This is a genomic window from Pedobacter suwonensis (genome assembly GCF_044762335.1).
Classification (GTDB): Bacteria; Bacteroidota; Bacteroidia; order Sphingobacteriales; family Sphingobacteriaceae; genus Pedobacter.
Genome location: NZ_JBIWEB010000001.1, coordinates 325,956 through 338,073, shown reverse-complemented (window position 1 = coordinate 338,073; position 12,118 = coordinate 325,956). Strand labels below are relative to the sequence as shown.

Annotated in this window: 13 protein-coding genes; 7 read left to right on the top strand and 6 right to left on the bottom strand. The window is 37.9% G+C overall.

Annotated elements, in window-relative coordinates; all coding sequences use genetic code 11:
* The first annotated feature begins 32 nt into the window (after nt 1-32).
* Entirely contained in the window at nt 33-662 is a 630-nt protein-coding gene (locus ACIQXP_RS01325) for a hypothetical protein (protein WP_293743430.1), read from the top strand.
* A 74-nt stretch (nt 663-736) separates the two neighbouring features.
* On the opposite strand, the gene sppA is transcribed toward ACIQXP_RS01325, so the two are convergent.
* Entirely contained in the window at nt 737-2,503 is a 1,767-nt protein-coding gene (gene sppA, locus ACIQXP_RS01320) for a signal peptide peptidase SppA (RefSeq protein WP_293743431.1), read from the bottom strand.
* Nucleotides 2,504-2,541: 38 nt separating this feature from the next.
* Here sppA and folK point away from each other — a divergent pair, with 38 nt between their 5' ends.
* Nucleotides 2,542-3,048, top strand: a complete 507-nt coding sequence (gene folK / locus ACIQXP_RS01315) for a 2-amino-4-hydroxy-6-hydroxymethyldihydropteridine diphosphokinase (protein WP_293743432.1) — start codon at nt 2,542-2,544, stop codon at nt 3,046-3,048.
* A 53-nt stretch (nt 3,049-3,101) separates the two neighbouring features.
* Here folK and pssA read toward each other — a convergent pair whose 3' ends face one another.
* Both pssA and rho read right to left on the bottom strand, forming a co-directional pair.
* Nucleotides 3,102-3,794, bottom strand: a complete 693-nt coding sequence (gene pssA / locus ACIQXP_RS01310) for a CDP-diacylglycerol--serine O-phosphatidyltransferase (protein ID WP_293743433.1) — start codon at nt 3,792-3,794, stop codon at nt 3,102-3,104.
* Between the two features lie 82 nt (nt 3,795-3,876).
* Nucleotides 3,877-5,622, bottom strand: a complete 1,746-nt coding sequence (gene rho / locus ACIQXP_RS01305; protein WP_293743434.1) for a transcription termination factor Rho — start codon at nt 5,620-5,622, stop codon at nt 3,877-3,879.
* 425 nt (nt 5,623-6,047) lie between these two features.
* Here rho and pyrF point away from each other — a divergent pair, with 425 nt between their 5' ends.
* From pyrF to ACIQXP_RS01280, 5 genes are all read left to right on the top strand, one after another.
* A complete protein-coding gene (gene pyrF / locus ACIQXP_RS01300) occupies nt 6,048-6,878 on the top strand; it encodes an orotidine-5'-phosphate decarboxylase (protein WP_293743435.1) in 831 nt (276 codons plus the stop codon).
* Between the two features lie 276 nt (nt 6,879-7,154).
* A complete protein-coding gene (locus ACIQXP_RS01295; protein WP_387504298.1) occupies nt 7,155-7,286 on the top strand; it encodes a hypothetical protein in 132 nt (43 codons plus the stop codon).
* Between the two features lie 427 nt (nt 7,287-7,713).
* Complete coding sequence (locus tag ACIQXP_RS01290; protein WP_387504299.1) at nt 7,714-8,997, top strand: DUF2851 family protein; 1,284 nt, start codon at nt 7,714-7,716, stop codon at nt 8,995-8,997.
* Between the two features lie 51 nt (nt 8,998-9,048).
* Nucleotides 9,049-9,264: a hypothetical protein gene (locus tag ACIQXP_RS01285; protein ID WP_387504300.1), complete on the top strand. Its 216-nt coding sequence runs from the start codon at nt 9,049-9,051 to the stop codon at nt 9,262-9,264.
* 129 nt (nt 9,265-9,393) lie between these two features.
* Complete coding sequence (locus ACIQXP_RS01280) at nt 9,394-9,612, top strand: PspC domain-containing protein (protein WP_090982223.1); 219 nt, start codon at nt 9,394-9,396, stop codon at nt 9,610-9,612.
* Between the two features lie 116 nt (nt 9,613-9,728).
* Here ACIQXP_RS01280 and ACIQXP_RS01275 read toward each other — a convergent pair whose 3' ends face one another.
* The 3 genes from ACIQXP_RS01275 to pyrE form a co-directional block, all read right to left on the bottom strand.
* Nucleotides 9,729-10,388, bottom strand: a complete 660-nt coding sequence (locus ACIQXP_RS01275; RefSeq protein WP_387504301.1) for an ankyrin repeat domain-containing protein — start codon at nt 10,386-10,388, stop codon at nt 9,729-9,731.
* A gap of 391 nt (nt 10,389-10,779) precedes the next feature.
* Complete coding sequence (locus ACIQXP_RS01270) at nt 10,780-11,178, bottom strand: SRPBCC family protein (RefSeq protein WP_293743441.1); 399 nt, start codon at nt 11,176-11,178, stop codon at nt 10,780-10,782.
* Nucleotides 11,179-11,211: 33 nt separating this feature from the next.
* A complete protein-coding gene (gene pyrE, locus ACIQXP_RS01265) occupies nt 11,212-11,877 on the bottom strand; it encodes an orotate phosphoribosyltransferase (protein WP_090982229.1) in 666 nt (221 codons plus the stop codon).
* Nucleotides 11,878-12,118: the final 241 nt, after the last annotated feature.

The following is a 12,118-nucleotide window of genomic DNA, read 5'->3' as shown; positions in this document are numbered from 1 at the left end:
ACACAATTTTATTAAAGCGTTGTTTTACACTCATGAAATTTACAAAAACTGTCCTCTTAGGACTAAGCATAAGTTTCCTTGCTTGTCAATCTGAAAGGAAAACTGATGAAAATAAACCAGATTCGTTAACAGGCACTACTTCTGTTTCTTCACAAGCGGTTGATGAACGGTTCCTGGTTGTCGCAGGTCATTCAATAGGAGAGATAAGTCTTGGCGAAGATATGCAGCAGGTAAGCGCAAAACTTGGAAGACCTGATTTCAGCGATGCAGCCATGGGCAAAGCCTGGGGAATTTGGTACAGCAGCGATTCAACGGCTAATGGAAAGAATGAGGTTGCTATTTATTCTTCTTACCGAGATACCAGTATGCAGGTGAAAGATGTAAAGCAGATCAGAATCACTTCAAATGAATTTAAAACAAGGGATGGTTTAGCTACCGGAGTTAGTTTGGATGACACTAAGCTAAAATTCCCGGGCATCAACAAACTTGACGCTTATCTGAATGAAAAAAAAGATACGGTAGTTATTTATGATGCGAAAAAGGAGGGGATTGGTTTTGAGTTTTTAAAAGGGAAAAGCATTGCCTTAACGGTACATCCGGCAAATATTGCGCTTAACCAAACTTATCTGACCTTGCACCCGGAATGGAAACTGATTAATTAAGGATAAAGTAAAGTGTAAAATGGAATAGGGGGTAGTTCCGTCTTCCATTTTACATCCTCCATCTTACTAATTTTCTATTTAATTACCGCTTCAAATGGCATCCTGGCCTGTATTCCGGAGCTTGCCATCACTTTTTTCATCTGTTGGTAAAGCATATAATTATCACCCAGTTCCTGTTTGGTATAATAGGTTTTAATTTTATCTGTACCTTCATCCAGTAACGATTTCCATGGGTCTATTACATCCGGATATTCTACTACCTTATAATTCTTTAGTTTTGCTTTTTTGGCAGCGGCCTTAATGGCATCTTTAAAACCTCCGATTCTATCCGCCAGTCCAATTTGAACGGCATCTGTACCAATCCAAACGTGTCCACCGCCAATACTGTCGATATAGGCTTTACTTTTCTTTCTGCCATCGGCCACACGACTTACAAAACCACTATAAACCCTGTTCAGTTCATTTTGAATAATAAATCTTTCACCCTCAGTCATCGGGCGGTTAGTGGCCATGATATCTGCATATTTACCTGTCTTCACACCATCAAATGTGATTCCCAGTTTGTTGGTCATTAAATTTTGGAAATTTGGAATAATGCCAAACACCCCTATCGAACCCGTAATGGTATTCGGCTGTACAAAAATGCTGTCGGCAGCACAACCAATATAATAACCACCTGAGGCGGCCACATCGCCGAAAGATGCAATAACCGGTTTTTCTTTTCTGGTTAATACAACCTCTCTCCATATCACGTCAGAAGCTAAAGCACTTCCTCCGGGTGAGTTGATGCGGAGTACAATTGCTTTTATATCATCATCTAAACGTGCCTTCCTGATTGCCCTGGAAATGCGCTCCGAGCCGATTTGGTTGTCAGAACCTTCGCCGCCATTAATTTCACCATTGGCGTAAATTACCGCAACTTTGTCTTTACCTTCTCCGGTATCGCTATTATTCTTCGCATAATCATTAATCGAAACCGAACGGATATTCTCTCCTCTGGTTCTGCCGGATAATCCTTTTAATTCCTCTAAAATCTGATCTTTATATTTTAAAGCATCGATCATTTTAAAGATTACTGCATCTTGCGGCTGTCGTATTTTGTAATTATCAGCGATGTTATACAGGCTATCTTTCTGGATATTTCTGCTTTCGGCAATATCACTTAAGAATGTGTTATATAATCCACCAACATAAGCCGTTACCTGCTTACGGTTGTAATCGCTCATTTTATCTAAAATAAAAGGCTCAACTGCACTTTTGTAGTTTCCAACACGAATCACCTGCATTTCTACACCAACTTTTTCTAATGTGCCTTTAAAAAAAGTAAGTTCTGAGCTGAAACCTTTAAATTCTAAAGCGCCCTCAGGATTTAAATATACTTTATCAGCAACTGAAGCCAAATAATAGGCTCCCTGAGTATATACTTCGCTATAAGCGATGATTTTTTTATGCGATTTTTTAAAATCAACCAGCGCATTTCTAACCTCCCGTAAAGTAGCAAAACCTGCATTCGGACTGCTTACATTCAGGTAGATACATTTAATATTATCGTCTGTTTTGGCTTTCTGCAACGCCTTTAGGAAGTCGTTCAAGCCTATCGCATCTTTTTCATCACCACCAACAATTGGCAGGTTACCAAATGTTTTTTTTGGCGTACGTTCTGTAATGGCTTGATCTAGATTCAGAAATAGTACTGAATTGTTAGAAACCGTAATGGTTTTGTCAGTATCAATAGAAGATACTAATCCCATTACAACGATGAAGCAGATTACAAAAACGATTATGATTGATAAGAAAAAGCCCAACATGGAGGCAAATAAATACTTAAAGAATTCTCTCATTTAAATTTTAATTTTGTGCTGTAAAGATATAAAAATACATGATGCTTAATCAAGCTTTAGAGTACCAGACGGCTTATTTGTTACTAGGTGGGAATTTAGGCGATAGAGTAGCAAATCTGAAAAAAGCCATTGAACTGTTGAATGATAGAGTGGGCGGGGTTTTATCTGTCTCTTCCCTTTATGAAACGGCTGCCTGGGGCAAAACCGACCAGCCTGCATTTTTAAACCAGGCTGTTGCTTTGCAAACCCGTTTAAGTGCTTTGGAGGTTTTGGATCTTGCATTAAATATTGAGCAGGAGCTGGGGAGGGTGAGGAAAGATAAATGGGGGGAGCGTTTAATTGATATTGATCTTATCCTTTTTGGAAATCAGGTGATCAACATTCCCGATAAACTTCAGGTGCCTCATCCGCATATGCAGCATAGAAAATTTGTGATGGAACCTTTGGCTGAGATTGCCCCTGGTGTTTTGCATCCTGTGCTTGGAGAAACCATGTTGTCGATCTGCCAAAATATAAGCGATCCGCTTGAGGTTAAAAAAATTTAATTGGTCAAGAATATAGCTAAATCATTCAGCCAACCCTTTACGTATCGGAAAGACTAAATCTTCTGATCTGGTGTTGCTCCTTTAAAGTGAAGAAAAGATAAAGCAATATACAGTACCAGTACAAAAGGTATCGCCGCAAATTGCAGAAATGCAATTAATATGGCCGAGAGGATGAGAAAAATAAATTTGATTTTATTTTTCGCCCAGCTCAAATTGCTAAATTTTAAAGAGAATATTTTTATTTCGCTTACCAGTAAAAAGCTGGTGATCGCCGTAATAGCAATCAGCAAAATGCTGGAGGAAATAATCTGTGGATAATCATGCGCAATAAAAGGCAGCGAACAGAGGAATAAGGTATTCATTGGCGTATTTAGGCCAATAAAATCTTCTGTTTGCCTGCTATCGTTGTTGAATTTTGCCAATCTGATTGCAGAGAAAACTGTGATGATAAAACCCAGGTAGGGAAGGTATTCAGAAGAATAGTCACTTGCTTTTAGTAAATGAAACATAATCACCCCAGGTAAAAAACCAAAACTCACCATATCCGCCAAAGAATCCAGATCTTTCCCTATGGCCGATTTAACATTTAATAAACGGGCAACCATACCATCAAAAAAATCGAATATTCCGGATAAAATAACGAAATAAGCTGTGGTTTCTAAATGACCTTTAAATGCAAAAACGATCCCGATGCAGCCAGAAAAAAGATTTGCACAGGTAATCGCGTTAGGAAGATGCCTTTTCATAGGGTTGGAAGGTTGGAAGGTTGGAAGGTTGGAAGGATGCAGGAAAACCCTTAGCCCTCAACCTTCCAGCCCTTAAGCTTATTTAGCTGTTCATCGAAATTAAGAACTCTTCGTTACTTTTTGTTCCTTTTATTTGAGATTGAACAAATTCCATTGCTTCCTGGCTATTCATGTCAGCAAGGTGGTTACGTAAAATCCACACGCGCTGTAACGTATCTCTGTCGTGCAATAAATCATCCCGACGGGTACTTGATGCTGTAATATCGATAGCTGGGAAAATACGTTTGTTAGATAATTTACGATCTAACTGAAGTTCCATGTTACCGGTTCCTTTAAATTCTTCGAAAATTACCTCATCCATTTTAGAACCAGTATCGGTTAATGCGGTAGCTAAAATGGTTAATGAACCCCCGTTTTCGATGTTACGTGCAGCACCAAAGAAACGTTTTGGTTTGTGCAGGGCATTAGCATCAACACCACCTGATAATATTTTACCAGATGCAGGTGCTGTAGTGTTATATGCTCTGGCTAAACGGGTAATTGAATCTAATAGAATAACTACATCATGTCCGCTTTCTACCAGACGTTTCGATTTCTCTAAAACAATGTTGGCAATTTTAACATGTCGTTCAGCTGGCTCATCAAAGGTTGAGGCAATTACCTCCGCTCTTACACTGCGAGCCATATCAGTCACCTCTTCCGGACGCTCATCTATTAATAAGATAATTAAATAAACTTCCGGATGGTTTTTGGCAATGGCGTTGGCCACCTCTTTCAATAAATTGGTTTTACCTGTTTTAGGCTGTGCCACAATTAAACCACGCTGTCCTTTACCGATTGGGGTAAATAAATCCATAATACGGGTAGAATAGTTGTTCGTATCCGTAAACAGGTTTAATCTTTCTGTTGGGAAAAGTGGTGTTAAATAATCAAAAGGAACGCGGTCACGTACTTCAGCAGGGATCCTGCCATTAATGGTTTCTACACGAACCAACGGGAAGTATTTTTCTCCTTCTTTAGGCGGACGGATGCTACCTTTTACAGTATCACCTGTTTTTAATCCAAAGAGCTTGATTTGAGACTGTGATACATAAATATCATCAGGAGAAGTTAAATAGTTGTAATCTGCAGAGCGTAAGAAACCATATCCATCAGGCATAATTTCCAGAACACCTTCGTTTGTGATGACGTTATCGAAATCCAGGTTAGAGTAACTGTTTTCGTTTTTGTGATGATTGCCGCCGCCTGGTTGCTTTTGCTGGCGGTTTTCATCACGTTGTGGCTTTTCCTGTTTTTCTTTAGGCTCTTGTTTTTGCTTTGGTGCTACCGGAAGTACTTCTGCACTTTCCTCTATCAAAGCTGAAATCGGTTTTACACTTTCTTCACTATCATTGTTTCTGTCGGGCTGCTTCTCATGCTGAGGCTCGTCAAACAAAGTAACCGCATCTCTTCTTTTTTCAACTGGTGCTGCAGATTCAGTTTTTGTTAACCTTGTTCTTTTTTTAACCGGCTTTTCATCTTTAGCGAGAGGCTTCTCATCTGTAGTAGCGGCTTTTTCAGCGATTACCGAAGAAGCTGCTGTTGCTGCTGCGGCAACTTTCGGTGCTTTTGCGGCTTTGGTTTTAGGTGCACGTGTGGCTGTAACAGGTTCAGTTTCACTATAAGGATCTGCACCTGATTTAGCAGCATTTATAATTTCTTGCTGGTGTAAAAGTACTTCAACAAGGTCTATTTTTCTGAGGGAGTCGGCACCTTCAATGCCATAGCTTTTTGCCAGCTCACGTAATTCTGTTGTGAGCTTATCATTTAATTCTGTTTTACTAAACATTCTAAATATATATGTTTCAAGAAATTTTTCATTTGTTTATAACGGATGTTTTCTGTTATAAATTTGCACAGGCTTAAAAAATATTTGTGTTAGCGCAAGCCCGGCTTTTCATTGTGCATAAGTTCTTAAGGCTATAAAACATTAATTGAGGTCACTAGAGATAGTGCTCAAATTGTTTCATAATTGTTTACAAGCTGAATAAAAAGCAATATTTGCTTTTAAAAAATGGTAACAAAAAACAAGTCTTGATAAATTTTTCTGGGATATTCAGATAAACGATTGAGAAATTATGGTGCAATTGTATGTATTTGAAACGTAATCTGCAAGCAAAAGTTTAAAATGTTTATAAAAATAATTAATGTGAACATTATTTTGTCGCTCAGAAAACTTAAAAATCTTCATATTTGCAGCAAATAAGCACATATATGACCAAGCAACAACTCTTCGAGCAGATACAAAAAAAACGTTCTTTTTTATGTGTCGGGCTAGATTCTTCGCTAGATAAGATACCACAACACTTGTTAAAGTACGAAAATCCAATTCTGGAATTTAATAAGCAGATTATCGATGCTACGAAAGATTTGTGTGTTGCTTATAAACCAAACACCGCTTTTTATGAGTGTTATGGTAAAAAAGGCTGGGAAACTTTAACTGAAACCTGGAAATATATACCAAACGATATTTTTTCTATTGCAGATGCTAAACGTGGCGATATTGGCAATACCTCTGCTATGTATGCGGAAACATTTTTCAATGAGGCTTCATCTGAGATGAGTTTTGATTCGGTTACCGTTGCGCCCTATATGGGGAGCGATTCGGTAAGTCCGTTTTTAACTTTTAAAGATAAATGGGTAATTCTACTGGCTTTAACTTCAAATGCAGGGCATGCCGATTTTCAATTGCAGGAAGTTGGAGAAGACAGGCTGTTTGAAAAAGTGATTAAAATCTCACAAACCTGGGCTACAGATGAGCAGATGATGTATGTAGTTGGGGCTACACGTGGTGCGGCATTTGGTGATGTACGCAAACTTGCCCCAGATCATTTCCTTTTGGTACCCGGAGTTGGGGCACAAGGTGGAGATTTAGGTGAAGTGTGTAAGTATGGATTAAATTCTCAATGTGGATTACTGATCAATTCATCAAGGGGAATTATCTATGCCAGCCAAGGTGAAGATTTTGCCGAGAGAGCCAGGGAAGAAGCTTTAAAACTGCAGCAGGAAATGGAGCAGATTTTAGTTAAGGCAGGCTTGGTATAGTTAATTCTATATTTTATGAACCTGGCTAGTTTTCGGGATATGATTGTTGCGCTGATAAGAAACCGGTAATAACTGTTCTTTTTACTTTTGTCGTCACCCTGAATTTATTTCAGGGTCCTATTAACAATAAAGATGCTGAAATAAATTCAGCATGACGATCATATTTATAAATTCTTTCGATGATAGCAATTGTAAATGAAGACTTGGCCATTATATCAAAAGGGTGAATCTCTCTTTACGAAAAAATCCTTACATTTAATCATTTAGACCTGGCCTATGACTAATCCTTTTGATAATATGAACTTTGAGTCGTTACTTGAGCATTTAAAAAAGCTTTCCGCTGCCGAAAAAAAAGAACTGATGCGGGTTTTAAATCAAAGTCTGCTTCCGCTGGTTAATGAAGAGTAGGTTGCTTATGTAAAAACCTCCGCAAAGCATATTTCTTTTGATGAGAAGTGGGAGGAAAGTTTATCGGCTTATGAATTTAGAGCAGCAGCCATTCAGCATATTAATTCCTTGCCCTGGAAATAGTGGTACGCTTCCATCCCTCGGTTTTACTTTATCTTAACGAATTAGTTGATGTTCTTTTTTATGAAAACTATTTCGGTATCCGTGACAGTGTTATAGATTACGTGACCAGATTACTGGAAACTGTTGAAAACAAAATTGGTAAGATGCAACATCACAAAACTCCGAAGACTATATCCCATCATGGCAATTGGCTAATCCACGTTAACATCAGTTGTTAACTACGTTTTTAATAATTATTCCCCAAGAAGCTCAAAATTTAAACTTATAAGTTAGTTATAGCCAGATAAATTCATTATCTTCAAGGATGAATTTTCCAGAAGATTTTCTTCATTATGTATGGCAGTTCAGATCGTTTGATTTTAACGGACTGCAGACCTGCGATGGTGAAAAACTGGAAATCATCAATACCGGATTGCTTAACCCAAATGCAGGGCCGGATTTTAATCACGCTAAAATTAAGATAGGTGAAACCACCTGGGCCGGAAATGTAGAAATTCATTTAAAATCTTCGGATTGGTTAAAACACAACCACCAGGTCAATCCTGCATATGAAAATGTAATTTTGCATGTTGTTTACCAGCATGATGCCGAAATAACCCGGATGGATGGGACCATTTTGCCTGTTCTGGAACTTAAAGACCGCATTTCTGCTGATCTGATCAGAAGGTACGAAAACCTTTTCCTCACCTTAACAGATTTTCCATGCATTGCCCAGATTGGGAGAGTAGACGAGTTGATTATAGATTCCTTTTTATCGAGAACATTGGTTGAACGTTTTGAACAGAAAACAAATGCGGTTACAGAAACTTTAAAAGAACTAAATGGGAATTGGGATGAGACATTTTACCGTTTTATGGCGCGTAATTTCGGATTCAAAATAAATGCCTTGCCTTTTGAACTTTTTGCCAAAGCAGTTCCGCAGCACATTTATGGCCGGCATAAAAACAATTCGCACCAAATAGAAGCATTGGTTTTTGGCGCAGCAGGGTTTTTAAACGATCATTTTGAAGAAGCGTATCCACAAAAGTTGAAGGCAGAGTTTCAGTTTCTCCAAAAGAAATACAATATTAAACCCATTGATGTTTCGATGTGGAAGTTTATGCGCATGCGCCCACAGAATTTTCCAACCATACGTTTGGCACAATTTGCTGCATTAATTACTAAAGCCAATCATCTTTTTTCTAAGGTTATGGAAATAAAGCAGGTGGCTGAGTTGCATACCTTATTTGAAAATCTGCCTGTAAACGAGTACTGGAAAACGCACTACCATTTAAAAAAGGTAGCATCTTCAGTAAATATTCAGATAGGAAAGGCATCAGTAGATAATATTCTTTTAAATACTGTGGCCTTGTTTCTATTTGCTTATGGAAAACATACCGCAACACCATATTTTATAAACAGGGCGATAAAACTGTTGGAAAGTTTGCCTGCTGAACAAAATGCTATTACTGATAAATTTACCGGGGCTGGAGTGAAGATCGCAAACGCATTTGCCTCTCAGGGAATTTTGCAGCTAAAAAAGCGGTATTGCGATGAGAAAAAATGCTTATCCTGCGGCATTGGAATCAAAATTTTGAAACAGGCCTAAGCTGTTTCCCGTTTTTGCAAAACTTTATACTTTAAATTTTGTTTCTGTATTATGGAATTTCCACACGAACTAAAAGAATTATATCCTGGTCAGATTATCGAGGTTAGGGGGAATGCTGATGCCTTAACAATTATTTTAAATAAGGATGTTGATATTCATCAGTTTAAAGCAGAGTTGATTAAAAGGTTTTCAGGACTGGAAGAGCAACAAACGCTTTTTATTAAACACCAAGATAAACAGGATTTTGAAAAACTGATTTTGGAATAATTGCTTTAATTTTGCGATTGTGCTTAATCAATTAATTTTGCTAAATTAGACTCTGTAAGCAAATAATAGCTCGTGTTTTGGAGCGTTCTTACTTAGTGCCGAATGATAAGATTTTAAAATAAGCTTAAAATGTTCCAGAGAATTGTGACTTATTTTGAACAGCAGAGTTTTGGGGTTTCTACGTATTTGGCTAATAAGCTAAATATGAGTACAGCTAAAGTTCGACTGTTTTTTATCTACTCGTCATTTTTGGCGGTAGGTTTTCCCATATTATTCTATTTTTTAGCCGCTGTGGTGCTTGATATCAGAACATACATGAAAAGAATGCGATTGCGGATCTGGGAATAGTTCAGTTTTCAGTTGGCAGTATTCAGTTCTCAGCCAGCAGTATTCAGTTAACAGCCAGCAGTATTCAGTTAACAGTAAAGCCAGCTGAAAATTGTGAAATGCAAACTGTGAACTACTTAATCATCGTCTCTTAAAATTTCTGCAATTTCATTAAAGCCTTTTTCCGCAGCCAGATCAGCAGGTCTTTTTCCGCCTTCCATCCGTAGAGAAACTTCAGCACCATGTTCCAATAATAAAATAATTAATTCAATGTTCCCCAGTTGAGCAGCTGTGTGTAAAGGAGCTACGCCCGCTTTCTGACAAACATTTGGGTATGCGCCGGCATCCAGAAGCATTTTAGTGATATTGAAATTGTTGGTTGCAACTGCAGAGTGAATGGGAAATACGTTAAAGCCATTTTTGGATGCCAGATTAACATCAGCCCCTTTTAAAACAAGAAAACGGGCCAATTCCTCATGTCCAAAGTAGCAGGCTAAACCAAGCGGGGTAAAGCCATCTTTAGAAAATTCATTGATACTGGCAGGGTTTTGAAAAATCAAGAGGGTAGCCACATCAAATTTTCCAATTGCACAAGCCTCAAATAGGGTTAATTGATCTACAAATTCGGCAATCAGATCGGCTATTTCTCTTTTTTTATAATAGCAGGCCAATAAAAGTGGTGAAATGTGATGAGAAGTATCCACATTTGCCAGTTTTGGATTTTCAAGCAAAATTTCTTTTACTGCGTGAAAATTTCCAGCTTCAATTTGTTCCTCAAGTTGCGCTATACTCATCATAATGTTTTAAAAATCGCTTTAAATTAACAAAAATTGAGAACTTTAAAGTTTAATGGCTAAATATATATCGTGCAACGCAATATGCCAAGGGCTTCCGCAAATAATAGGGACTTAAAATCGTTAGAGAGAGCCTGGTAGCGATGAAAGATTGGAACTACACCCTAACTGCCCCAGGCACGGTATTCAAGAAAATGCTGAATTTCCAGATTTTACCAATCTGTATAAAGCTGTATATAAGATGAAATTTAACAGTTAGCGATCAGATCAGTATGATAGCTGCGATTTTATTGAGTTATTTTAGCGATTGCATAAGAACTTTGGAAATAAAAAAAGACGAAGTTTAATTCGTCTCGTTATTTATGTGAAATCACGGAAATCTTGTAATCTATTACTATCCCAAAATCTCTTTCAGTTTTTCGGTTTGGTGGTCAGCCAGTTTTTGAAGTGGGCCTGATGCCAACATTTTCATCATCATATTTAAATCAGCTGAAATGATGTGTTTTGCTGTAGTAGTTCCGTTTCCGTTATCTGCTAACGTCCATTTTAATTCTACATCAAAAGGTGCTTTTTCACTCGGAATTGCTGTTATTTCCTGATTCTCAATTCGGTTCGAAATTTTAATAGCTAATTTTGCCATATTTTGAATGGTAAACCGTGCATCATCTTCGGTTGATTCCCAGTTATAGATGTTTTCTGGCATCAACTGCTGGTGGTTGTTCATATTGGATAGAAAAGCATAAACCTCAGCAACCGGTTTATTAACTTCTACTGTGCTATCGATAACAGTCATTATATAATTGTATAAAATTGTTTTTATTCCGAATTAAGAGCCTGAACTTAGAGCCTGTCCTTTTCCCCATTCTGAAGGATTCAGGCGCCATTTCCCCAATAACTCCATGTCGCTTTTGGCAATGATACTGTGTTCGGCAGCATAATCGATCAATGCGCCATAGTTTGATAAAGTTAAGTAACGGCATTTCGCAGCCGCAAAATTTTCGTCTGCTTTTTCGAAACCATAGGTGAAAATTGCCGCTAAGCCAGCTACTGATAATCCGGCTGCTCTAAGCGCTTCAACAGCCTGTAAACTGCTTTTTCCGGTTGAAATTAAATCTTCGATAACCACCACACGTTGACCTTCAACCACTTCACCTTCGATTAAACTTCCCGTACCATGTTCTTTGGCTTTCGCTCTTACATAGATAAATGGTAAACCCAGTTCCTGAGCAACTAAAACGCCTTGAGGGATTCCGGCAGTTGCAACACCTGCAATAACATCTACTGAGCCAAATTCTTCTTGTATGGCTTGCGCAAGTTTTTGCCTGATGTACGTTCTAACCTGAGGATGGGAAAGGGTAATTCTGTTGTCGCAATAAATTGGCGATTTCCAACCAGATGCCCATGTGAAAGGGTTATTTGGTTGTAATTTGATTGCCTTTATCTGTAATAAAAATTCCGCTACTTTTAATTCAATATCACTTTTATTATACATGGCTCAAAATTACAGATTTATTTGTGTTTGTCATAACGTTTATTAAACCCCATTATTTTGCGTTGGGATAAGAAAATTTCAGAATCCGGATTTGATTCAGACATTTCAACAATACAAATATTGGAAATTTTGATGGATGCTAAAAGCGCTTTATTGTCACTTGCTGTAAATCAGTAGAATAAAGAATAGTTCGTTTGAAAAAAGGATTATAAATAACTAACGATCTGCTTTAGGCTGTGCA